Below are 23,441 nucleotides of genomic sequence, written 5' to 3' on the forward strand. Positions count from 1 at the left end.
ACCTACATCTTTAGCCTTCTTTCTAACGTCACTGACAAACTCTGCCGCTACGCATGAAGCAACACAGCGTGCATCACCAGAGTGACTCATGACGACCATCACCAGCAGCGATCAAACTGTTCTCTCGGCAAGCGCATTCACAAGTTCAATCGGCGTCAACACGCACGTCTCATATGCGTGGGGCAGCTACAACAATCTCGCACTCGTCGAAGCCGACCTCAAATATCTCGGCGTCACCACGCTTCGTGACAGCTTGACGAATATCCCGGGAGCACAGCCGGTGCTCGACGGTTTGGCGAACGCTGGATACAAGTTCGATCTCGGCGTTTCATCGTCGGTCCCGGCAGCGGGCGCAGCTGGCCTGCAGCAATATATCAACGCGCTCGACGCGTTCGAGGCGGCACACCCGGGCAGCGTCATCGCGCTCGAAGGCCTGAACGAGGCCAATCTCCAGGCGTTCAGCTACAACGGCAGCTCGACGATCCAGGCGGCTGCGCAATTTCAGCAGGCGCTCTACACCGCGATCAAGGCCGACGCGAACCTTTCGAAGCTTCCGGTCTACAATCTGACCCTCGCCTACGACGACCCCAACGATTTCGCCAAGCTCGGCAATCTCGGCTCGTCCTCGGACTACGCCAACTCACACGCCTATGTCAGCACCGGCACCACGCCGGGGGTTGCACTGGCAGCGGCGTTGAATCTCGCGAGCTCCGTGTCTCCCGGCGATCCCTCGGTGATCACGGAAACCGGCTACTCCACGTTGAGCACCACGCCGTATCTCGGCGTGAACGAGTCGGTTCAGGCGAAGTCGATCCTCAACACCTTGATGGACGCCTTCAAGGACGGTGTCGGCACGACTTATCTCTACGAACTGCTCGACCGCAATTCGTCGAGCAGCAATACCGATCCGCAGAGCCATTTCGGACTGTTCTATGACGACGGCACGCCCAAGCTGGCTGCCACCGCGGTCCATAACCTGACGACGATCCTCAACGACGACGGAAGCGGCAGCGGCCAGCCGACCAGCCCGCTGAGCTATACGCTCAGCAACATGCCGGAGTCCGGCAACAGCCTGGTGCTCGGCAAGAGCAACGGCGCCTACGATCTGGTCGTCTGGGCCGAGCCGAAGGTCTGGGATCCGTACACCAAGACCGAGATCAGCAATCCGAGCCAGACCGTCACGGTTCAGCTCGACGGCGTGCACCAGTCCATCAAGGTCTACGATCCGACCGGCGGAACCGACCCGATCGAGACCTTCGCCAATGTCAGCTCATTCACGATTCCAGTGAGCGACCATCCCATCATCATCGAGATCGACGGCGTGGCTCGATCGGCGTCGAATCCTTCCCAGGCCACCGACGTCACCGGCACCGCCGCCACGATTGTCGCGGAGCTCGCCGATCTCTCCGCATCCACCACCCTGCAGTCGATCACGCTGACGGACACCCACGTGCTCGCCGTCGCGTCGGTGTCGACGATGAACTACATCATCTCGCACTACGGAAACGCGCTCGCGGCGATCCAGGGCGGCTACTCGTTCTCCGTCACAACCTCCACGACGGCCTGGAGTGAGACGAAGTTCTTCAACGCAGCCGGCACGCAGACGGGGACGCAGACGTCGAACTTCTCTAACGGCGTCATCACCAGCAAATCGCTCGTCAACGTTGACGGGAGCAGCGACACGATCCTGTACGCGGCCGGCGTCAAGACGCAGGAAGCGATCGTCAGCGCAAACGGCGCGAAGCAGACCATCAACTACAATTCGGACGGCAGCATCTCGAGCGAAACGGTTGTCGGCTCCGACAAGACGGTCACGACCACCATTTACGCTAATGGATTGAAATCCAAAGTCTATGTGACCAATGCCGATGGAACGCACACCAACACGTTCTACGGCGTCACCGGCCAGGCCTACGCAACCCAGATTCTGACGACAAAGGCCGACGGAACGGTCACGTCGATCACCGACCTGCACGCCGACGGTACGACCCAGTACACGAAGGTGGTCAACGCCGACGGCAGCACCACCACCGGCCTCTACAACGCCGCCGGCCAGAAGACGTCGGAAGTACGCAACTATGCCGACGGCTCGAGCCTGACGACGAACTACAACACCTCGGGCGTCGTGACCCAGACCATCGCCAAGGCTGCCAACGGCGCCACGACCACGACCAACCTCAGCGCCGGCGTGCAGACGTCGATCTACATTACCAACGCCGACGGCACCAAGGAAACCAAGCTGTTCGCGGCCGGCGTGATCGCAAGCGATTTCGTCCAGAATACTGACGGATCGTCGACGACGACGGTCTATGCCAACGGCGTCAAATCCAAGGTGTATGTCACCAACGCCGACGGCACCCATACCAACACATTCTACAACATCACCGGCCAAGCCTACACGACGCAGATCCAGACCACCAAGGCCGACGGAACGGTGACCGCTCTCACTCAGCTGCACGCCGACGGCACGACGCAGTATACCAAGGTCCTGAACGCGGACGGCAGCGCCACCACCGGCCTCTACAACACCGCCGGCCAGAAGATCACGGAGGTGCGCAACTACGCTGACGGATCGAGCCTCACGACGACCTACAATACTTCAGGCGTCGCAACACAGACCGTGTCCAAGGCAACCGACGGCACCACCACGACGACGAACCTCAGCGCCGGCGTCCAGACCTCGATCTACATCACCAGCGCCGACGGCACCAAGGAAACCAAGCTGTTCGCTGCCGGCGCGATCGCCAGCGATCTCGTTCAGAAGACCGACGGGTCGTCGACCATGACGGTGTTCGCCAGCGGCGTGAAATCGAAGGTGTATGTCACCAACGCCGACGGCACCCACACCAACACCTTCTACAACATCACCGGCCAGGCCTATACGACCGAGATTCAGAAGATCAAGGCCGACGGCACCATCACGGCGATCACCGACCTCCACGCAGACGGCACCCTGCAGTACAGCAAGGTCGTCAACTCCGACGGCAGCGTTACCACCGACCAGTATGACAGTGCCGGTCACAAGACGACCGAGGTCCTGAACAGCGCTGACGGCTCGACGCTGACGTCCACCTACGATACCGCAGGAAACGTCACGCAGACGGTGGCGAAGGACAGCGGCAACGCCACGACGACCAACTACAGCAGCGGCGTCAAGACGTCGGTCTACATCACCAACGCCGACGGCTCGAAGGAGTCCGACCTCTACACGGCCGGCCACCTGACCAGCACGCTGATCCAGAAGACCGACGGCTCGTCGTCGACGACGGTCTACAGCAACGACATCAAGACCGCGACCTACGAAACCCATGCCGACGGCACGCACACCAACACTGCTTACAATGTGACCGGCAAGGCCTACACGACCGAGATCCAGCAGAGCAAGGCGGACGGCACCATCACGTCGATCACCGACCTGCACGCCGACGGCACCCTGCAATACACCAAGGTCGTCAATTCGGACGGCAGCATCACGACGGATCTGTACGACTCGACCGGTCACAAGGCGACCGAGGTGCAGAACTACACCGACGGCTCGACCCTGTCGTCCACCTACGATACGACCGGCAGCGTGACTCAGACGGTGGCGAAGGCGTCCGGCAATACCACGACGACCAACTTCAGCAGCGGCGTGAAGACGTCGGTCTACATCACCAATGCCGACGGCTCGAAGGACACCCAGACCTATTCGAGCGGCAAGATTGCCAGCGACTACGTCCAGAACACCGACGGCTCGAACGCGACGACCGTTTACACGGACGGCGTCAAGGCAAAGATGTACGTCAACAACGCCGACGGGTCGCACGACAATTTCTACTTCAACGCGACCAACACGGAGCACGACTCCTACAACACGGCCGGCAATTTGGCCTATGTCGACATCCTGAACTCGGACGGCACGCACAATTCGTCGGCCAAGGTCGCGGGCATCACGCTTGCCGGCAGCGCCGGAAACGACACCTTTGCTGCGGCCGGCGTCGGATCGACCACGATCTCGTTCAGCGGCGGCAACGACACGGTGAACGGCTTCCACGCCGGTTCGGCAACCGGTCACGACACGGTCGCGATCGCCAAGCTGATGGCCACAGACTACAGCCATCTCCAGCTCAGCCAGTCCGGTGCCGATACCGTGATCCACGTCACGGCGAACGACACCATCCTGCTGAAGAGCGTCGTCGCCGCGAACGTGACCAGCAACGACTTCCTGTTCGTCTGAGCGAGCCGGAATTGCGTGCGGCGGGCCTCGGCCTCGCCGCACGCAACCCGGGATCGGCGGCACGCCCGCATGTGGCCGCCTTATCGCTGCAGCATTGCCTCATCCATCATCATCGCGCCAAAAATCAGGATTTGACCGATCGCGGATGCGATCGGTAAAATCGAGCACCAGCGCGGCATTGAGGCGACATTGACCGACATCGAGGGTGCACGCTCCCCCAAGGGCGGGATCGTACCGGGAATTCAATACCTGCGCGGTTTTGCAGCCATTCTGGTGGTGATCTGGCACGTCAACTGGCTGGTCAGCCTGCCGCCGTCTTACGGCGAGAGCCCGTTTGCGCTCGCCGAAACCGGCCTGTTCGGCGTCGCGATCTTCTTCGTCATCAGCGGCTTTATCATCACGATTGTTTCATTCGGCCCGATCCGCAACACGCGCGCGGAATTCTTCGTCCGGCGCTTCGTGCGCATCATTCCCTTCATGTGGGTCTGCGTGATCGGATACAACCTGCTGTCGATGGCCGGCACGGCAAGGATCGATCTTCTGCCCGGCCTGCGAGCCATGGCGCTGTGGCCGATCGGAGAGCTGCGGCCCCACGTGGTCTGGACGCTCAGGCATGAGTTCATTTTCTACATCCTGTTCGCGATCACCATGTTGCGGCCGCGCCCTCTTTCATATGTGCTCGCCGCCTGGTTCCTTGCGCCGCTGGCGTGGCACGCGGCGTCTCACCTGCTGGCGTGGCCGGAACTGCTGCAGCCGGAAAGTTCGGGGCTCGCGCTTGCGACCGTGGTTGGTTACGGCAACATCATGATGCCAAACCTCCAGTTCGGCATGGGGTTTGCGCTGGGTCTGCTGTGGCTGAAGGGGAATCCCCTCGTGCAAAGTCGATTCCCGGCGGCGTTCCTGCTCACACTCGCTGCGACCATCCTGGCAACCGCTCTTGTCGGGGCGACACTGTCGGAAGACAACGGCCTCCGCGCCCTGTGGTGGACGCTGTTCGCGACAATCGTCGTCTGGCTGGGCGTCGTCTCGACCGAGAAGCCGGGACCGCTGCATTCCCTCGGCATGCTGCTCGGCGACGCCTCCTATTCAATCTATCTCACCCACGCCGCGACCGCGGTCGTGCTGATTCAGATATCCGCGCGTCTCCACAATCCATTGCCGTCCGCGCTGTTCGTCATGGCAGCCGTGGTCGCATCGGTCCTCGCCGGGATCCTGATTCATTGGTATGTCGAGCAACCGCTCATTGCCTATTGCCGCAGGCTCGGACGCCGCCGTTCGATTATCGCATAGCGGCGATCGATCGGGCGAACGCCGCAATTCGATGCTATGCCAAGCCTATGCCAAGGCGGCCTCACGGCCATGAATTGGCTTCAACTCCGTGGCATCCGCTGATGCCGCCAAAACAGGCGCACGAAAGGCTGACGAGAATGTCGCAACCGGATCGAGACGCAGAGCTCGCGACCGTTTCGTTGCCGGGCGCACTCGGCCGCAAGCGCCCCACCGCTCCGACGCGCCTCTGGCGGCTGCCGGACACCATCCAGACTGGCCTGGCGCGGCAGGAGACCGCGGAAAGCATTCTGGCGAGGAACAAGGGTCTCGGACCGGGCTTCAACATGATGCGGCACCTGCTGTCGCTGGTCATCCTGTCGCATCATTGCAGAGTCGCTGTCGCCGGCCTGTTCGCCGGGGCCGCCTTCGTCAAAAAGCTCGATGAACCGGGAATGGCCGTCTACGTTCTCAGGGATCCCGGCGCCGCCGCCTTTGACAAGATGGGAGGACTGACCGCGCTGTCCTTCAGCCACCTCCATGCGTCCGAGATCGTCCAGGAACTGCTCCGACCCGGGCTGATCGCGCTCGTCGGGATGTTCTTCGCGCTGAGCGGCTTCCTGGTCACCGGCAGCGCCATCAAGAACCCGGATCTCAAGACGTTCTTCGTCAACCGCGTGTTGCGGATCATCCCGGCGCTCAGCGTCGAGGTGACGCTCTGCGCGCTCGTGGTCGGACCGCTGCTGACGCAATTGCCGCTGTCGCAATATCTGTCCGAGTACCAGTTCTACCGCTATTTCGGCAACATCGTCGGTCACGTCACGTTCGAGCTGCCGGGCCTGTTCCTGCACAATCCCTGGCCGGAGATGGTCAATGCCAATCTCTGGACCCTGCCCTGGGAGCTCTGGTGCTACGTCTTCGCCTTCGCGCTCCTGCTTGCGCGCATGATCTCCGGTGAGGCGCGAAAGATCCGCTGGATCACGCTTCTGGTGGGCGCAGCGCTCCTCGCCGAGCTGGTCGCTTACTTCGTCGATTCCGCGACCTTCAACGTCCGGTCCGATTCGACGAGGTTGGCCGGCTGGTACCTCGTCTTCATGTTCTTCTTCGGCATGGTGTTCCGCCTGCACGCGAAATACGTGCCGATCCACTGGGCGATCTTTGCTGCGTCGGCGCTCTGCTACGCGGCGATCATGTGGCTCAACGTCCTGCTGCCGCTTGCCGGGATCTTCCTGACCTATTGCACGGTCTATATCGGCATGCAGAGCTTCAAGGCATTCGATCGATTGTTCAGCCAGGATCTCTCCTACGGCATCTACCTCTACGGCTTCCCGATCACGCAGGCGACGATCGACATCTTCCAGCGCGTGCTGGGGCCGGATCACCGCCTCTCGCTGACGATGATCCTGCCGATTGTCATCGTGCTGACGCTCGGCTTTGCGGCTTTCTCCTGGAACTTCATCGAAAAGCCGGCGCTGCGGCTGCGCCGGTTCTACCAGAGGCCGGCCTAACGCGATCAGGCCGCCGGGCTCTGGGCCATTTTCCGCGCGAAGATGTGCCGGAGCGTCCCGTCGATGATCCGGCGCAAGCGTACTTCAATGATCTCGTAGCTGAGCGCGCTCGCGATCAAGGCGAGCGCGAGCCCGAAAATCACGAACCCGCTCCACAGTAGCCAGCGATCGACGCCGCGATCGACCAGCTTCAATCCGATGACCTGCAACGGAAACAGCACGAAGGGGTGAACGAGATAGAGGCTGTAGCTGATCTTGCCCATATATTGCAGCGGCGCCAAACTCAACAAGCCGGCCATCCCCGATCCCGTCGCTAGCACCATTCCGAACAGCAGAAAGCCCGGGATCAGCGCAGCAAACGGATGCAGCACGTCGAGTGCGGCATACATGGCGGCAAAACAAGTGAGCCCGGCCATGACGCCCACTGCCCCCGTAATCCGAAAGCGCAAATTGCTCGCGCTGAACAGCATGCCAATCACGAAGAAGGCGGTAATCGGCCATTGCAGGATGCAGAGGAACCCGAGAAGGATCAGTGGCGCCGCAAGCCACCAGCTCTTCAGCCGTACCACGGCACCGAAGCACAACGCGAACAGGAAATAGAAGGCCCATTCGTAGGTCAGCGTCCAGGCGTTTTGCTGGGCGATCGGAAGCCCGATCGCGTCCTGCACGAAGAACAGGTTGGCGAAGAACACCTGGAGGTAGGTCGGCAGATCGATGCCCCGGAAGAACTTGTATCCAACGATGGGGCCGGCCACGAACAAAGCCAAATGCAGCACGACGAACACCGGCATGATGCGCAGGATGCGATCATACATGAACTTTCCGATTGACCCGTGCCGCACCAGACTGGCGGGGATCAGAAAGCCGCTGATCATGAAGAACAGCTCGACACCATGCCCGCCGGAGTTGATCACCGATTGCAGCCACGGCCAGATCGGCGGCAGAAAACCGGGATCGGGGATGTCGTAGACGCCTCCCTTCGGCATGTCGCAAAAATGGTCGATCAGGACGCTCAACGCGGCGACGCCGCGAAGCCCCTGAACGGACGGTACAAAGCCGCCGCCGGCCTCGGCATAGGACGACGCGTGCGCCGGCGCCGTCACTCTGCCCCCTGGCTTCGCAAGGAGGGCTGGAGCGGAACGGAAGCAAAGGCCCGAGGCGATCTGAACCGATGGCCGAAGTTGATACAGGGCTTTTCGACGGCCAGATAGGTCACCCAGCTGACGAGGATCGAAGCTGCGACCACGGCGCCTGTAAACAGGAGCCACTGCAAGGGACCATTGCCGACGCCAAAGAAGTAGAAGATCACGATCATGGCAATCGATCCCATCAAATAGATCGAAAAACTGATCGTTCCGACGAACGACATGAAGCTCCAAGCAGCCTTTTCGCCAAGAGCTGCGAAGCTAATGAACACGAAGGCTGCCAGAATGTAGGCGGCCCCCATTCCGTAAGCGCAGAAGAAATTCTCCTGGTAGTCGACGCCGTAACGCCTGTACGCAACGCCCGCAGCGAAGATCACGTACAAGACGGCGCAGATCCCGACGTGACGCCAATTGAGCTTGCCTTCCATGACGGCGTCGCGGATCACCTTGCCGAAGAACATCGCAGTCAAGTCAAGGGCTAGTTCGAGCACGCCCCACGCAGCATGAATCTTGACGACCGGGAAAGCGATGATGCCGACGACGCACGTCGCGATGACAATCTGGAACGCAGTCAGGCGGCGTGTGAGAAAGCCGGTCGCGAACAAGAAAATACAGGTGATGTAGAAGATCAGCTCCACCGCTAGAGTCCAATAGGCGATCCGGATGTTGGGAACGCCCATGAACATCTGAAACATGGTCGCGTTGGCCGCGACGTGCGACAGCGGGAAGCTTTTTCCCTCGACGACCGGGGAGAGAACCAACAAGACGACGAGCGACAGCCAGTACGCCGGATAAAGGCGGAAGAAGCGACTGATGGCGAAATCCCGAACCGGTGCGGCGCTGTTCGGAAAGCTGTAGGGGATCACGAAGCCGCTGACGAAGAAGAACAGCACGACGCCAAAGCGGCCGAAATTGAAATACTCTCCGAGCGCATAGTGAAACGCCCAATAGTAGCTTCCGGTCGGCTGGTTGAGCACAATCTGCTCCAGCGCGTGCTGTAGCACGACCGACAGCACGGCGATGCCGCGAAGCGTGTCAACGAATGCCAATCGTTTATGCATCACAATTCTTCCCTGGCTCGACCTACGAAGCGGGCCGCGGCACGCTCGCTCCGATGGCAGAACGTTCTTCTTCCGACAGACTTGCGCGTCCCAAATCCGGCCGTCGAGAAGGCACCTGCAGAGCAACAGACGCGCGACGTGAGAACACCTCACTGAAGCTCAGCGCGATCATCAACAGCCCCGTCGAGGGACCATAGTTCAGAACCGTGATCGTGAAGAGATTGACCGTGAATATCAGGGACAACTTGTAGATATCGGTGACCAGAAAAGTCGTCCGGAACACCATCCACATGAAGACGACGAACGGCAGCCCGAACATCAGGTACGTACCGAGATAGAAGTTATCGACCGGCACCCAATACGAAACCAGGTTCGAGAACAATTGCTGCGGGTAGTTGAAACAACCGGCGCCACACCCGGTGATGAAGCCAACCGGCATCAGCTCGCTCATGTACACGAAAGGCAGCTGCCAGCTGTTGTTGATCCGGTCCATCATGCTGAACAGCAGATCCTTGTTGCCAACCGACGCACCCGAGGCAAGCAGGATGAGAACCAATGGTGCGAAAATCGAGGCGAACGACCACAATGCGATCCTCCGCACCGCCGTGAACTTCATGCGCTCCGGCAGGCTCCGAACAACCAACAGCAGCACCATGTAAAGCAGGAGCACGAGCATGGTTGTCTTGCTCGTCGTCAGCTTGATTGCGTAGACCGCGATCGAACCGAATATGAGGCACCACAAGGTGCTCTTCCGGATCGAAGTCACGACAAAGGTGATCAGGATGAAGAACGCCGCCATCGTGTTGTCGGCTGCAAAGCCCGAGAGACGCTGCTCCGCGGCGGCCCACCACAACCGCCCCGCCTCTCGAACCGCGCCGAACGATTCATATTTGAAGCCGGTCCACGGCATGGTTGTATATTTGGACAGGAACACGCCAATGATGGAGGCGTAGAATACACCCGTGAAGATCATCAGCAGCTTCTTGTAGGAACCAAAATTGCTGTCGCAGAAAGAGAAACCGACGAACACGGGAAGCATCATCTTGAAGGATGATGAAAGAGCGTTGATCGTGCCCAGAAAAAAATACCCGATGCCGAGCGAGAGCACGATCTGGAGCAGAACGAGCGCGGCGACGATACTTCTGTTTCGTATAATGCAGCGCTGAACAAACAGGCCGATGCACAGCATCGCAACAACATCCGGCAGAAACCAGAGTGCGCCGACGTGAAGAATACTCGTGTAATATCGCGCCACGCCGCCAAAAGCATCGCGGAATATGTAGAGCGTGAGCGCCACGGCTTCGAGATTGAAGCCGAAATCAAGCTTTAACCTGTGTTGGGGCGCGACCGTGTGGGCCATCATCCGCACCGAACTCCCTAATTCGATGGCCGTGCGGACGGCACGGCGCGGGACGACGACACTTTGGGAATCCTGCCGAGGATGTTCCTGGTCCACCTGCCTCCTGGAAGCTCGATGTGGAGGTAAGTCAGATTCGACAGGACCAGGACGGCGGCGAGAACGACAACCAGGTTCAGGGTCGTGGACAGCCCGGGATACACGGCATCAAGAGCCGCCACCGGCCGAGCTCCCAACGCCCGGACGAAATACTCCGCGAGCAGAACGACAAAGGCATGGATCATATAGATCGAATATGACCGCGCGCCGAGCCAAACCAGCGGCCTGGCAACAAGCATCGGGGGCACAACGGCAGCATTGGGAAATGCGAGAAGGGAGCCGAGGAACACCGCAAAGGTCAGAGGTGCGGCGAACGAGATCCAGGGATAGGCCTCCACAAGCCAGACATTCGCGACGGTCGCGACCATCGACGCCAATTGAAACGCGCCAAGCAGATACACGTTGGCGCCACGGATGGCGCTTGGCAACAGCGAGACGATCTTCACCGCGAGCACACCGAGGAAGAAGCTCGTAAAGCAGCGCAATAGACCAAAATCGTACTGTGCTCCGAGATCACGCTTGTCGAGGATCACCGCAAGCGTGAACCAGCTCGCGGCAGCAAGAAGCAACGCCGAAACATACAGCCATCCAAGCGAACCGAGCCTCTGCGCAATCAGCACGACGACACCGAAGACCAGATAGGTGTAAAACTCGACGCTTATGCTCCAACTCGGCGCATTCCAATTCAAGTAGTGAACGAAACCCAACGAATGGAGCAGGAAGACGTTCAGGAAGAACGAATATGCATTGTTGACTTCGAACACCGTTGGGACCGCGACGATAATCCCGGCCATGACGAGCCCGATGCGGACCAGCCGAAACAGAAGCGTGACGAAAAGCATCACGACATGCAGCGGATAAACACGCGCGAAGCGCCGGACCATGAAGTCGCGCAAGGAAAAATGACCGAAATCCGACTGCACGTAGCTCAACGACATCACCATGCCGCTGAGTACGAAAAACAGGTCGACCAGAAATCCGCCGCTGCGGAAGAACGCACAGTCGATCCACGCACGATTCGGAAATGCCGCAAGGAAGGTCGGCATCAGGATCACATGGTGAATCACCACGGTGACCGCGGCAATTCCCCGAATGCTGTCCAGAGTGAGGACATGCGCTTTCTCGCGATGAACGGTCACCGTCACGGCAATTCCCTTGCACTTTGCAGTGCAGCATTTCTACTGGGCATTCGAGGCGAATACAATGTCCGGCCCAGCAGTTGTCGCATGCATTTCCAATGAAGGAGTTTTGTCCGTCGGATGAACAGCGTGACAATTAATTTGTCGCGGGCGACTCGCCTGACGCGTGATGAACAGCTGTCTGCATCGAAGATGAGCAGCGAGCAGCAGAAGACGTGGGACTTCCCGCGCGACGCACGGTTCGCGTTAATGCTGTACGTCTCACTTGCTCGCGAAGCCGCGGAAATAGCCTATTCATTCGGCACGAATGTGGCAAAAGAGCACCGAGATTGGGAATTGAAACGCGGAGCCGCGATGCGGTCCTCGGGAGTTGGATCTTGGACAAGGTTTCACGGTTTGCGGCGATTGGAGTGTTCGTGCTGGCCCCGCTGCCGTTCGGCTCCGCCGAGACGGTCTGGATCTGCGTCTGGACGATGATGCTCGCGTTCAGCCTCGCCACCGCCGACCTAAGCAGCGCGACGCTCGATGATTTCTACCTGTTGCTGCCGCTGTTCGCCGTTCTCGTCGTCGTCGCGGCCGTGATCACGGTTCAGTTATGGCCGAATTCACCGCTTCACGAAGTCGATGCGGCATGGGCGGTGGCGCGAGGCGTAGTGGGAGCGGATCTGCCCGGCCGCGTCTCGATCACCGCCAACGGCCCATGGCTCGCATTCGGCTACCCGCTGTTGCTTGTGCTTGCCTTCACGCGCGCCGTCTACATCGCCACCGACGCGGAGGATGCGCGGCAGCTGCTGCGCATCCTCGCCTGGACGGGGTTTGCCTATGCTCTCTACGGAATCCTCGCGGGGATCGGCGATCCGACCACGCTCCTGCTCCGCCGCAAGGAGGCCTATATCGGCTTCGTCACGGGCACATTCGTCAACAGAAACACGGCTGCGACCTTCTTCGCGAGCTGCGCCCTGCTTTTTCTGCTGCCATTGCTGCGCTTCATCTATCGCCAGGATCGGCCAAATCGACCGCCTTCGCGACAAATGACGGCACTGATCGCGTATTATGCGTCCTCCCCCGTGGCGCTGGGAGGCGGCTTTGTCGTCTGCATGGTTGCAACGGCGATGACAGGCTCTCGCGCGGGGCTTCTGCTGCTGATCCTGACCGTCTTTATGGCGACCGCCCTCTTCTTCGCACCGCTGCGCATCGGCAAGCTTCGCCGCTGGGGCTGGCTCGCAGGAATCGCAGTGGCAGCGCTGTTGCTGTTTCAGCTCGTCGGCGGCGCAGTGGCAGGACGAATCCTGACTTACGGCCTCGTGGATGAACAGCGGTTCACGATGTATCGAACCGTACTGACCATGATCGAGGAGCATCCGCTTCTTGGGATCGGCTACGGAAACTTCGAAAGCGCATTTCCCGCCTACAGGCCGGATTCACTCGGCAGTCTCGGAGTATGGGACCGCGCGCACAGTACGCCGCTCGAGCTTGCAGTCGAGCTCGGCCTTCCTGCGGCCTGCTTGATTATAGTCACATGTCTCTGGTATCTTTACCATTTGTTAAATGGAAGCTTGCATCGACGGCGTGACCGCTACATACCGATTATCGGTGCAAGTGTGGCGGCGCTTGGCTTCCTGCATACGAGCATCGATTTCTCGTTGCAGATTCCAGGTTTCGGCGTTTTTTTTGCGGCGATCACCGGCTGCGGGCTGGCGCAAAGCAGGCCTTCATCCGAGCAAAAAAAGTAGCGTAATTGCGGCTTTGGCAATATGTTGAATCAAACTTTACTCGATTGCAGGTTGGGGAGTCGAATGCGTAGATCCGTGGGGCTCGGGGCTGCCTTGCTTGCGATGACAGCAGCGACGCCTACTTTTGCAACACAGAACGGTTGCGTTCCAAATCCCGCGATCACTTCCGAGCGGGCAACTCAGTTCCTCGGTAATCCTGAGGCACTTCTCGACCAATTCAAGGACGGTCAGGGCGGCCTCGCCGCCCAGGTCCGGGACCTCCTGACCAATCGGCCAGAAAGCCTGGAAGGGATGGCCTCGCTCGCCAAGTCGAGCTCGGATGACCAAGGCCGCGCGATTGGCGCCGGAATGGGCACCGCCGCTGCGGTCTGCGTGCTAACGCAGCCACAGTTCGCGCAGGAGATTCAGGCGGTCGTCTTGAAGACCGAAAAGCCGGGGCTGATCCAGTCGTTCACGAGCATCACCGGCGAGATCCCGACCGAGGCCATCACGGGCGCAGACGCCAACGGCGATACAACCGCAGGCGGTGGACAGGCGGCTGCTCCGGAACCGCGTGCCGGCGGTGCAATCAGCCCGGCTCCGCCACCTTCGTTCTCCACCGGAGCCGGCCCGGTTTCCCAGTCGACGACGACGCTGTTTGCGGCGTCAACAGGAACCTCGTCGCTCACGGCCACTAGCCCGTCGCGCTAGCCCTGGAACGAATCCAAGCTCAGCCTATTAATTAACCAAGCCGGCCACGCGCACACGTGGCCGGTCATTTGCATTCAATTTTAGAGGTTCGGGGAACCCCGCTCTAAAAGCTTTGTGCGAGACCTGTTGCGTCAAGAAAGACGGATAACGGGGGATGACATGAAACTGTTGTACGCGCCGTTGCTCGCAGCCCTCATCGCCTGCGCCGGCAGCACCGCGAAGGCCGAATCGGATAGCGCACAGCGTCCGGCCGGAGCTTCGTTCATCGAAGAATTCGACAACGCACTTGCGCCGATGAACTTCGTCAAGTTCTGCATGAAGAACGATGCGGAATGCGGCACCGATACCAGCGAGCGCACACTGCCGCCTGCCGACACCGCCATGGCGATGCTTCGTCAGGTGAATCTTTCGGTCAACGAATCCATTGCGCCGATGCGCAAGCCGACGGATCCGGTGACCGCAAACTGGACGGTCTCGCCGTCAGCGGGGGACTGCAACGATTACGCGGTCACCAAGCGACACCAATTGATCGCGATGGGATGGCCGCAGGCGGCGCTGCGTCTTGCGGTTGTGCGGATTGACGGCGGACAGGGTCACCTGGTGCTGGTGGCACGGCTTTCGGAGGGCGACGTGGTGCTGGACAATCTGTCCTCGAGTGTTCGCCCCTGGAATTCGCTCGGCTACGAATGGATCTCGATGCAGTCCGGTACCAATCCGCGCTTCTGGGTGAACATCGGCGATCACGGACGCAAGCTTCGCGAGAAGCGCTTTGCTTCCCTCTCCGGTTCGTCGCTCTGATCGGCCGCACGTCCAATCCCCACTTCCCTCAATCAAGGGGCATCGTGCATCAACGCCCGTGGCTTTCGCCACGGGCGTTGATGCATACGCTGTTCGCAATGCGGCATTCGCCGCATGACGAAATTTGCTATGAATTTCCGAGGTTTCAGACTATATTTTGCACCGCACAAGAATTTGACATAGTTAAGCGCGACACTCGGCTTTAGCGAAGCCTTTGCGGCGGTTTGTTTGAATGAACGCGATGAGTGGTTTGGCCCTGCCCCGACAACGACAATCTGCCGATCGCGGCGCCGGCGGTTACCGCTTGGCGATCGCTTTGGCGCTGCTGATTGCTGCGTGCGCCGCCGGCCGCTGCGAAGCTCAGTGCGTCGAGCAAGCGAACCGCGTACCCGCCGTTGTCCTGCAAGCCTTTCAGACTGAACCCGCATCACTGCTGCGGGAGATCCGCAACGATCGAAGCAAGCTCGCGGACCGCCTCGCTGCCTACATCGTAACCGATATCTCCATCCTGCCAAGAGTGCGCGACCTCGTCAGCGAGTCCGCAAACGTCGATCGCAACGCGATCGGCGTGGCCTTGCGCCGAGCGCAGCTGATCTGTGTCTCCCGCAAGCCTGAAACCGCCCAGAAGATCAGTGATTTTGTACGAAAGCTGGCGGACTCGGCCGTGAGTTCAGGGTACTCAGCGGAACTGGAGGCTGTGGAGTTCGACCCGAATTCAGTGGCTTCGCAGTCGGCGGGAGGTGCGCGATCGTCACCAACCAAAAAACCTTCTGATTCTGCGAACAGCTTGATGACCGGCGAATGGAACACGGACATCGCCGATCCGTTTGCCCCTGCACCGACTCCCCAATAACCTCACGTCAGGTTGATGAATATTCAAATGTACCAGCCCAGAGAGCAGTTTCACCTGCAAGAGAGGTCCGCGCTAGATCTGGCGGGAGCGACGCTGAGCGTCGAGCGTATCCTGGGCATCCTGCGACGGCAGTGGCCGCTGATCGCAACGATCGTCGGCGGCGCCTTCGCACTCGTCGTCGTTTACCTGCTGACCGCGACGCCGATGTATACGGCGAACACGCGAATCCTGATGGATACCCGCCAAACCCAGGTGCTCGACAAGGACACCGGCGTCTCCAATGCGCTGATCGACCCCGGCTTCGTCGACAGCCAGGTCGAGATCATCACCTCCGACGATCTAATCCGGTCTGTTGTTCGCCGCATGAAGCTGACGGAAGATCCCGAGTTCAACGGTTCGGATCCGGGCCTCATTCCGGCGATCATCGGCAGGGTGATTGGACTTTTCGGATCAGATGGGCCGGCGTCGAAAGAGCGCATCGAGCGTGGAACGGTTGGCGCTGTGCAGGCCAACCTGAAGGTCGAGCGCGTCCTGACAACATACGTGCTGTCGGCCAGCTTCCGTTCGCGAGACCCCGACAAGGCCGCTCAGATCGCCAACGAGATCGCGGATGCCTATACCGTCGGCGCCCTCGACGCGAAGTACCAATCCACCAAACGCGCCAGCGAATGGTTGCAGCAGCGCAGCGCCGAGCTGCGCGAGCAGGCGACCGCCAGCGACCGCGCCGTGCAGACCTTCAAGAGCCAGAACAATATCGTCGGCACCAGCCGCGGCCTGATGAACGAACAGCAGCTGACCGACGTCAACACGCAGCTCATTCAGGCCCGTGCGGCCACCGCCGAAGCCAAGGCACGGCTGGACCGCATCGACGCGATCAGCGACAAGGATCTCGCCCAGCCGACCGTCACCGACGCGCTGAACAATCCCGTGATCACCCGGCTGCGCGCACAATATCTCGATCTTTCGGCGCAGTACTCGGATTGGTCGAGCCGGTATGGCAAGACTCATCAGGCGTCGGTCAATCTTGCCAATCGCATGGATGAGCTGCGCAAGTCGATCGCGGACGAGGTCAAGCGTATCGGCGACGCCTATCGCAGCGACTACGAAATCGCGAAGAGCCGCGAGACTTCGCTGGAGGAAAACCTCAAGAATCTCGTCAGCCAGGCCGGCAACACCGGACAGGCGCAGGTGAAGCTGCGCGACCTCGAGAGCGCGGCCGACACCTACCGCAACCTGTACAACAGCTTCCTGGAGAAGCAGCAGCAGGCATTGCAGAACCAGAGCTTCCCGATCAGCGAATCCCGCATCATCAGCACCGCCGTCAAGCCGGACCGCAAGAGCTCGCCGAAGACGGTGCTCTCGCTGATCGGAGCCCTGTTCGGTGGTCTTTGCTTCGGCCTGGGCGCCGCCTTTGCCCGGGAGATGCTGAGCGACGTGCTGCGCTCTCCGACCGAGGTCGAGGACGAGATCGGCGTCAAATGCCTCGGGGTGCTCCCCGCCATCGGCGCCAGGGCGATGGGCTTGCCGAAGATGCGCGGCTCGCGATCGCCCGATGGCGCGCCGGTCGAGGCGAGCGGCCAGCTCTCCCGCTACGTCATCGACCATCCCTTCTCGCGCTATGCCGAGACCATGCGCAACATCAAGGTCTCAATCGATCTCGCCCGCCTGTCGCGGGAGGTGAAGATCATCGGCATCGTGTCGTCGCTTCCGAAAGAAGGCAAGACCACGGTCTCGGCCAACTTCGCGCACCTCACCGCATTCACCGGCAAGCGCGTGTTGCTGATCGACGGCGACCTCCATACGCGCTCGCTGACCAAGGAGCTCGACCCGACCGCCAAGAGCGGGTTGCTGGAGGCTCTCAAGAATCCGCAAGCGGTTGGACACCACATCCGGCGCAGCGCGGAGACCGGACTGGATTTCCTGCCCTCCTTCGCCGTCTCGCGCATGGTGAACTCCGCCGACATCATGGCCTCGAAGGCGATGGCCGATTTGCTGGCGCTGCTGCGTAACGAATACGACTACATCGTCATCGATCTGGCGCCGGTGATGCCGGTCACCGATGCCAAGGCCATCAGCCACCTCATTGACGCCTATGTCTATGTCATCGAATGGGGCCGCACCACGCGTACGGCCCTGCAGGAATCGATGTCGAGCTCCGAAGGCATTCAGAAGAAGGTGCTGGGCACCGTTCTCAACGGTGCAAACCCGAAGATGCTGAAGCGCATCGAGGGCTACAAAGGCTCGCACTACAACGCCTACTATGTCGAGGGAGCCTAAGGCCGAGGCCGGCGCACCTGGTCGCTCGCGCTGGCTCGCGCGCGGCGCCAATTGTTTGCTGGCGGCCTCCGCCCTGGCGTGGGCGGTATCGACTCTCCCCAATCTGACCGATTCCACGGTATCGCGGGTTGCCCGGCAAATCGCCGCCGGCGAGAGCTACGACGCGCCGTTGCTGAGGCGCATCGTGGCGGCGAACCTGCCCGCGGCTCAGCACCAGTGCGAACCAAAGGCGCTTCGGGAGTTGCTCGTCCTGCAATTGTCGGCCACCGACATGACCGTCCGCGGCACTGATCTGAAACAGGCGGATTCGGATGTTGATGCCGTCCAGCGGATGAGCAGGATCCTGCTGGGATGCGCTCCGACCGAGTCGCTCGGATGGCTGGCGGCGTTCTGGGCTGGCTCCCGCCAGGACGGGCTAACGGCCAGAAGCGTAGCGCTTCTCGGCCAATCCTACCGCCTCGCACCGCATGAGGTCTGGCTGCAAATGATGCGCGTGCCTCTCGCCTTCCGGGCATTCGACGCGCTGCCCACGGCGTTGACGGACGCTACGGTACAGGATTTCAACGACGTCTTCCACGACCGGCTGTACCCCAGCGCCGCCGCGCTCTACGTCAAATCCCCGGCCTCGGCACGCGGCAGACTTCTCGATCTGACCTGCGACGTGTCCGAACGGGAGAAATTGGCTTTCTGGTATCTCGTCCGGGAGGCCGGAGGAAAGATCCAGCATCGGTGCTATCCGGCAGACGACCGTCCGCGCTACCTGCTCGAGAATTAGCCGGCTGCTCCCGGCTGCACCGACAGCGCGCGGACCGGAGCGCCACGTCAGCTCATGATCGATGCCGTGGAAAATATCTCGCCACCGACGGACAGCGGCCCGCGCTTCTCAGTAGGCTTCCTGATGGATTAGGGCCAGAGCGGTCTTCAGGATGATCCTGATGTCCAGCCAGATGCTCCAATTGCTGACGTACCAGACATCGTACTCGACCCGCTTCTCCATCAGGTCGATGGTCGGCGTCTCGCCGCGGAAACCGTTGACCTGGGCCCAACCGGTCAGGCCCGGCTTCATGTGGTGCCGATACACGTAGTTGCTGATCAGCTGGTCGTAATAATTGTCATGCGCGAGCGCATGCGGACGTGGTCCGACCAGCGACATCTCACCGCGCAGCACGTTCCAGAGCTGCGGCAACTCGTCAATGCTGGTCCGTCGCAGCACGCGACCGACGCGGGTGACGCGAGCGTCAGACTTCGTCGCCTGCGTCACGGTGTGGCCATTTTCCGCCACCGTCATGGAACGGAACTTCCAGATCTGGAACGGTTTGCCGTTGAACCCGCGCCGGGACTGCTTGAAGATCACATTGCCCATCGAGTCGAGCTTGATCATGATCGCCGCCGTCACCAGCAGCGGTGCCAGCAGCAGCAGGGCAAACGAGGCAAGGCCGATATCCAGGCAGCGCTTCTGCGCCCGCTCGAACACGGTGAGCGGCGCACGCTGGATCTCGATGGCAACCGTGCCACTGACCGGCTGGAATGGCCGTGAGACGAGATCGGCGATCGGAAAGTCCGGCAACAGGCGAATCGGCTGGGGAACCACGCGCAGGTGCTGGCTCAGCCTCTGGAGCAGCGGCATCTCGTCCCAGTCGATGACCAGGAGATATTCCTCGACATCGGCTGCGCGCGCCTGACGCACGACGTCGCGAATCTCGTGATCCCAGCCAGAGCCATCTTCGGACGGCCCGAGAACGAAATGACGCACGACGTTGAAGCCGTGCTTGCGCAGATCCTTGAAACGGCTCGACGTGAAATCGAGCGGCTTGAGGCTGAGCAGCACGACCTTGCGATCGACCAGGCGGCCTTTGGCATAGCTCGAGTTCAGCGCGATGCGCCACAGCACCCGCAACCCGCCCAAGGCGGCACCGCCGGTTGCAGCAAACAGCAACGTGGTTCCGCGCGACAGATCCGCCGAGGATTTGAGCAGGAACGCCTCGACCGCGAGAATGGTGAGCGAGATGGCCCAGATCGCAAGCGACTTGCGAAGCTGCCAGACCGTGTTGAGCAAACGATGATGATCGTAGACGCCCTGGAAGTAGGAGATCGTCACGAACACCGCGGCGACCACGAGACCCGCGCCGACCGACGAATCCTGCTCGGCAACGAGCAGGCGATACAGACCGCTCGCCGCGAAATAGCTCAACAGCAGCGCTAGAAAGTCACCAGCGATCAGGGCGATCTGGAGGGGACGTTGGAGGGCACCCCGACGGTTCGATACAACCGAATAATAGTTTTCCGAACCATAAGTTGCTACAGCCATCCGAACCTCGCTGCCTCGTCACGCACGCGCAACCGCCGAATTGCAAGCAGTCGATTAAATGTGCGGTGCGTCCTCGACAATGTCTTAACTAAACAAAGCAACAATGCGGCACCGCACCAAAAAAATCAAATCTATTTTCTGCAATGCCGCGCCTGCATACGTTGCGTGCTCAAAGTGTCGCCACAAGCCTGACATTTATCTGAGCATCGCGTCGCGCTTCGCATCAAATCATTCTAATTTTACGCATTGTTGCGCGCACATTTGAACGGTTGTTCAACCCTGTTGCTTAAGCCGACCTTAGGCCGGCGCCATTAACACTCGTGGCAGTTTCTTGGGAGTGTGCCGTGAGTACCGTCGCCATTTTCAGTCTGCTGATCGGATCGTTGCTTGGCGGCCGATTCCGGATTTTCATTCTGCCTCCGGCGATCGTGCTGGGCGGCGCGATGATTGGCGCCGTTTCTGCATGGCAGGGACAGGGCCCGGCTCACATTGTCGTTATGATCGTTGTCTTTGCGGCCGTGCTCCAGCTCGGCTATCTCGGCGGCGCGCTTCTCATCCGCACGCGTGCGACAGCGTATCGCAACGAGACCGCACCGTCGTTTCGACAGCCGCAGCTTCGGCTGAGCGCACCCCGCGCGGCAAATCGACGCCTCATTGGACCACACGGGTGATAAGACAGCCGCACGAACCGGCGTTCACGTGGCGTGGACGAAAAAAGCGGCTCGTGCCGACCCGAATTCGTCGATAGCATATTGACATCTCGGGCGAAGCTCTCTGAAAGAGTTGGACCCCATGGTCACTCCCCCGACTCAGAACTCGCCCCGGCCGAAGCTGCCGAACGGCGTGCGTATCTACGCACTCAGCGACATCCACGGCTGCGCGCATCTGCTCGAACAGATGTTCGCCGTCATCGATGCGGACATGGCGAACAGCCGGCCCTATCGCGCGATCGAGGTCTTTCTCGGCGACTACATCGATCGCGGACCGGACTCGCGTCACACCCTCGATCTGCTGATCGACCGCAGCCGCCGCCGCAACACGGTCTTTCTCAAGGGCAATCACGAAGCCTATTTCACCTCCGTGCTGGACGATCCCTCGCGCACCGCCGACTGGTTTCAGTTCGGCGGCCTCCAGACCCTGATGTCCTACGGAATCTCGGCAACGCCCGATCTCAGCAAGGACGAACAGTCCGATCTCGTGCGCGAGCTCACTTCCGCGATGCCGCCGCAGCACATCGCGTTCCTGCGCCAGTTGCGGCCGACATTCACATGCGGCGACTTCTTCTTCGTGCATGCCGGCGTTCGTCCGGGAATCCCCCTGTCTGAGCAGCGCGAGCAGGATCTGCTGTGGATCAGGGACGAGTTTCTCCAGAGCAGGAAGCGTTTCGGCAAATACGTCGTGCACGGCCATACGCCGGTGCGCCAGGCCGAGCTGCTCGAGAACCGTGCCAATATCGATACCGGAGCGTATGCGACCGGCAACCTGACCCTGCTGTCGATTCAGGGCAACAGCATGCTCGCGATCTAGCAAGCTAGCGACGCCTGCGCCCGGCGCGAAGCGTCAATTGGTCTGGCTTGCCGGCGGCCGGTATTCCGGAAACCGACTGAGCATCGCTGCCTTCAGGAATTTGAAGTGGGCGATCGAGGCGCTGAGCTCCTTGAGCCTGCGCTGGCCGTTCAGGATTTCCTTGTCGAACAGATCCTGATGGTGATTGTCCAGCGCCTCGCGCTCGAGATATTCGTCATTGCCGTTGCCGATGGTCACAGCCGCGCGCGCCAGCACGTCCTCCACCCGGCGGTTCAGCCCCGATTGCTCGCGCTCCGCCGCATGCAGCGCATCCTCGATTGCAACCATGATGGCTTCGATGCGCGTGCGATCAGTGTCGGCGTCGCGCTCGGGCGAGCGGGCACGGAATGTCTGCTCTCCGCCGAAGCGGTCTTTCAGGAAATTGTGAGTGCGGGCCCGCAAGAAGAGCTGAAACATGCGTGCACTTTCCGGTTCGAGGCGCCAGAACGGAAAATGGGCCCTGGATGGTTAACAAAGTTTAAAGGCTGCCGGACGTTGTACTCCGACGCGGCCCTGCGAACCGGCGTTCAGATCGTCGCCTTGAGGGCATCCAGCTCGCGATCGAGCGCCTGCTGCCAGCTCGGCGGCGTAATGCCGAACCGCTCGCGCAGCCGCGTGAGATCTAGGCGAGAGTTGGAGGGCCGCTTCGCCTTGACCGGAAATTCGTCGGAACGGATCGGAACGATTTCCTTCACGGCGAATTTGGCGCCCCTCGATCGCAGCCCGGCAACGATCGCAGTCGCAAAGCCGTGCCAGCTGGTCTCGCCCGCGCAGACCAGATTGACGACGCCGCTTCGCTGCTCGAACGCCTTGCGAAGATCGTCGCCGCTCCGCGGCAGCATTGCAACCACCGCTTGCGAAATCGTATCGGCTGTCGTCGGCGCGCCGATCTGGTCGCCGACGATCCGCAACTGCTCGCGCTCTCCGGCGAGGCGCACGATTGTCTTGAGAAAATTCGCGCCGGTGGCAGCGTACACCCAGGACGTGCGCGCGATCACATGCAAAGCACCCGCCTCGGCAATGGCCTGGTCGCCGGCGAGCTTGCTCTGGCCGTACACCGAGAGAGGCGCCGGCGTGCTGTCCTCGCGCCACGGACGATCGCCGGAGCCGTCGAAGACATAGTCCGTCGAAAAGTGCACCAGCGGCACGCCGCGGGGCGCCGCCCACTTGGCGATTGCCCTGGGAGATTCCGCGTTGATCCGAAACGCGAGCTCTCGCTCGTCTTCCGCGCGGTCGACGGCGGTATAAGCGGCGGGATTGACGATCAGATCCGGCTTGATCGAATCCAGCTTGCCGGCAAGCTCGTCCGGCCGCGACAGGTCGAACTCTTCCAGCGCCGGTGCAACGATATCGGCCCGCCCCTGAAGCAGCGGAAGCAGCGCACCGCCCACCTGCCCCGCAGTGCCCGTCAGAAGGATCTTCATG

At 60.8% G+C, this 23,441-nt stretch carries 18 protein-coding genes; 11 read left to right on the forward strand and 7 right to left on the reverse strand.

Annotated features, from left to right (window positions below; genetic code table 11):
• Nucleotides 1-88: 88 nt before the first annotated feature.
• The 3 genes from ABID59_RS23220 (at nt 89) to ABID59_RS23230 (ending at nt 6,990) form a co-directional block, all read left to right on the forward strand.
• On the forward strand, nt 89-4,216 hold the full coding sequence (locus tag ABID59_RS23220) for a beta strand repeat-containing protein (RefSeq protein ID WP_354084910.1): 4,128 nt from the start codon (nt 89-91) through the stop codon (nt 4,214-4,216).
• 189 nt (nt 4,217-4,405) lie between these two features.
• Nucleotides 4,406-5,506: an acyltransferase family protein gene (locus ABID59_RS23225; protein WP_354084911.1), complete on the forward strand. Its 1,101-nt coding sequence runs from the start codon at nt 4,406-4,408 to the stop codon at nt 5,504-5,506.
• A gap of 137 nt (nt 5,507-5,643) precedes the next feature.
• Nucleotides 5,644-6,990 (forward strand): acyltransferase family protein, encoded by a 1,347-nt coding sequence (locus ABID59_RS23230; protein WP_354084912.1) that lies wholly within the window; start codon nt 5,644-5,646, stop codon nt 6,988-6,990.
• A gap of 5 nt (nt 6,991-6,995) precedes the next feature.
• Here the strand turns inward: ABID59_RS23230 and ABID59_RS23235 are convergent, their stop codons facing one another.
• The 4 genes from ABID59_RS23235 to ABID59_RS23250 are packed head-to-tail and all read right to left on the reverse strand — an operon-like array spanning nt 6,996 to nt 11,797.
• Nucleotides 6,996-8,093 (reverse strand): acyltransferase family protein, encoded by a 1,098-nt coding sequence (locus ABID59_RS23235; RefSeq protein ID WP_354084913.1) that lies wholly within the window; start codon nt 8,091-8,093, stop codon nt 6,996-6,998.
• Nucleotides 8,090-9,196 carry an acyltransferase family protein gene (locus tag ABID59_RS23240; protein ID WP_354034625.1) on the reverse strand — a complete coding sequence of 369 codons (1,107 nt, stop codon included), beginning with the start codon at nt 9,194-9,196 and terminating at the stop codon, nt 8,090-8,092. The genes ABID59_RS23235 and ABID59_RS23240 overlap by 4 nt, the downstream gene beginning before the upstream one ends.
• Before the next feature lie 22 nt (nt 9,197-9,218).
• Nucleotides 9,219-10,652 (reverse strand): hypothetical protein, encoded by a 1,434-nt coding sequence (locus ABID59_RS23245; RefSeq protein ID WP_354084914.1) that lies wholly within the window; start codon nt 10,650-10,652, stop codon nt 9,219-9,221.
• Nucleotides 10,574-11,797, reverse strand: coding sequence for an acyltransferase family protein (locus ABID59_RS23250; protein WP_354084915.1), 1,224 nt, complete (start codon nt 11,795-11,797; stop codon nt 10,574-10,576). Before ABID59_RS23250 ends, ABID59_RS23245 begins: the two co-directional genes overlap by 79 nt.
• A gap of 371 nt (nt 11,798-12,168) precedes the next feature.
• Between ABID59_RS23250 and ABID59_RS23255 the strand changes: the two genes are divergently transcribed.
• The 6 genes from ABID59_RS23255 (at nt 12,169) to ABID59_RS23280 (ending at nt 18,917) form a co-directional block, all read left to right on the forward strand.
• Nucleotides 12,169-13,524 carry an O-antigen ligase family protein gene (locus ABID59_RS23255; protein ID WP_354084916.1) on the forward strand — a complete coding sequence of 452 codons (1,356 nt, stop codon included), beginning with the start codon at nt 12,169-12,171 and terminating at the stop codon, nt 13,522-13,524.
• A gap of 63 nt (nt 13,525-13,587) precedes the next feature.
• Nucleotides 13,588-14,214 (forward strand): hypothetical protein, encoded by a 627-nt coding sequence (locus ABID59_RS23260; protein WP_354084917.1) that lies wholly within the window; start codon nt 13,588-13,590, stop codon nt 14,212-14,214.
• A gap of 114 nt (nt 14,215-14,328) precedes the next feature.
• Nucleotides 14,329-15,012 (forward strand): transglutaminase-like cysteine peptidase, encoded by a 684-nt coding sequence (locus ABID59_RS23265; RefSeq protein ID WP_354034635.1) that lies wholly within the window; start codon nt 14,329-14,331, stop codon nt 15,010-15,012.
• 232 nt (nt 15,013-15,244) lie between these two features.
• Nucleotides 15,245-15,865 carry a hypothetical protein gene (locus ABID59_RS23270; protein ID WP_354034637.1) on the forward strand — a complete coding sequence of 207 codons (621 nt, stop codon included), beginning with the start codon at nt 15,245-15,247 and terminating at the stop codon, nt 15,863-15,865.
• 27 nt (nt 15,866-15,892) lie between these two features.
• Nucleotides 15,893-18,142 carry a polysaccharide biosynthesis tyrosine autokinase gene (locus ABID59_RS23275; protein WP_354084918.1) on the forward strand — a complete coding sequence of 750 codons (2,250 nt, stop codon included), beginning with the start codon at nt 15,893-15,895 and terminating at the stop codon, nt 18,140-18,142.
• 55 nt (nt 18,143-18,197) lie between these two features.
• Nucleotides 18,198-18,917: a hypothetical protein gene (locus ABID59_RS23280; RefSeq protein WP_354084919.1), complete on the forward strand. Its 720-nt coding sequence runs from the start codon at nt 18,198-18,200 to the stop codon at nt 18,915-18,917.
• Nucleotides 18,918-19,025: 108 nt separating this feature from the next.
• Here ABID59_RS23280 and ABID59_RS23285 read toward each other — a convergent pair whose 3' ends face one another.
• A complete protein-coding gene (locus ABID59_RS23285; protein ID WP_354084920.1) occupies nt 19,026-20,450 on the reverse strand; it encodes an undecaprenyl-phosphate glucose phosphotransferase in 1,425 nt (474 codons plus the stop codon).
• A 344-nt stretch (nt 20,451-20,794) separates the two neighbouring features.
• On the opposite strand from ABID59_RS23285, the gene ABID59_RS23290 reads away from it, so the two are divergent.
• Nucleotides 20,795-21,121 carry a hypothetical protein gene (locus tag ABID59_RS23290; RefSeq protein ID WP_354034645.1) on the forward strand — a complete coding sequence of 109 codons (327 nt, stop codon included), beginning with the start codon at nt 20,795-20,797 and terminating at the stop codon, nt 21,119-21,121.
• A gap of 121 nt (nt 21,122-21,242) precedes the next feature.
• On the forward strand, nt 21,243-21,977 hold the full coding sequence (locus ABID59_RS23295; protein ID WP_354084921.1) for a metallophosphoesterase family protein: 735 nt from the start codon (nt 21,243-21,245) through the stop codon (nt 21,975-21,977).
• A gap of 33 nt (nt 21,978-22,010) precedes the next feature.
• Here ABID59_RS23295 and ABID59_RS23300 read toward each other — a convergent pair whose 3' ends face one another.
• Both ABID59_RS23300 and rfbD read right to left on the reverse strand, forming a co-directional pair.
• Complete coding sequence (locus tag ABID59_RS23300; RefSeq protein WP_234681973.1) at nt 22,011-22,433, reverse strand: hypothetical protein; 423 nt, start codon at nt 22,431-22,433, stop codon at nt 22,011-22,013.
• 110 nt (nt 22,434-22,543) lie between these two features.
• Nucleotides 22,544-23,440 carry a dTDP-4-dehydrorhamnose reductase gene (gene rfbD / locus ABID59_RS23305; RefSeq protein WP_354084922.1) on the reverse strand — a complete coding sequence of 299 codons (897 nt, stop codon included), beginning with the start codon at nt 23,438-23,440 and terminating at the stop codon, nt 22,544-22,546.
• Between the last annotated feature and the right edge of the window lies 1 nt (nt 23,441).

This window comes from Bradyrhizobium sp. S3.3.6, from assembly GCF_040546905.1.
Classification (GTDB): Bacteria; Pseudomonadota; Alphaproteobacteria; order Rhizobiales; family Xanthobacteraceae; genus Bradyrhizobium; species Bradyrhizobium cytisi.